The organism is Flavobacterium sp. UBA4854 (assembly GCF_002399805.1).
Lineage (GTDB): Bacteria > Bacteroidota > Bacteroidia > Flavobacteriales > Flavobacteriaceae > Flavobacterium > Flavobacterium ginsengisoli.
Genome location: NZ_DHEI01000135.1, coordinates 14,293 through 14,973, shown reverse-complemented (window position 1 = coordinate 14,973; position 681 = coordinate 14,293). Strand labels below are relative to the sequence as shown.

Genomic DNA, 681 nt, shown 5'->3' with positions numbered 1-681 from the left:
AGTCCTGCTGTAACATACAAAGATCTGTTATATTGATTGTTTGGTCCATCTCCTTTCATTACAGTAACAAGCCCGTAATAATATTGAACTGTTAGATTTAAGCCATGTCCAACATTCAAATGATAACCGGCGCCAAATGCAAGTCCAGCATCAATAACATGAATTTGATCACGAATGTTCTTTTTGTAGACCACATCGTCGTTGTTGATTTCGTTTTTAAACTCATCAAATGCTTTGGCTAATAATCCAAATTGCGGACCTGCTTTAAGGTAGATATTATTCTTAAATTGATATTTAATCAATATAGGAACATTAAAATAACGTATTTCGCGATTAACGTGTCCACCTGCAAAAGTATTGTCCAAATTTTCATCGTTTAAAGAATATACTGGAATATCTTTGGCTCCCATGGGCGATTTTACAATTACTCCCGTATTGATCATCCACGCCGGATTTTTTCTAGATCTCAAATCAAAATAAAAACCAAGATTGAAACCTGGATTTAAGGCGGAAGATCCCATATTTGAAATGGTAGAAAAATTAGCACCCCCTTCAAGACCAAACTCTAAAAACTGCGAATTGAGTTTATCTCCAAATATTAAGGAAATCAAGACTTGGGATTGTGCTGTGGTAATACAAAAAAAAGTGATAAAGATTAGAAAACCTTTTTTCATATGATTT

At 33.9% G+C, this 681-nt stretch carries 1 protein-coding gene; it reads right to left on the bottom strand.

All coding sequences use genetic code 11. The features are described from left to right. The coding region (locus tag B3J44_RS19715) for a porin family protein (protein ID WP_286970969.1) at nucleotides 1-611 on the bottom strand (611 nt) is incomplete at its 3' end. Nucleotides 612-681: the final 70 nt, after the last annotated feature.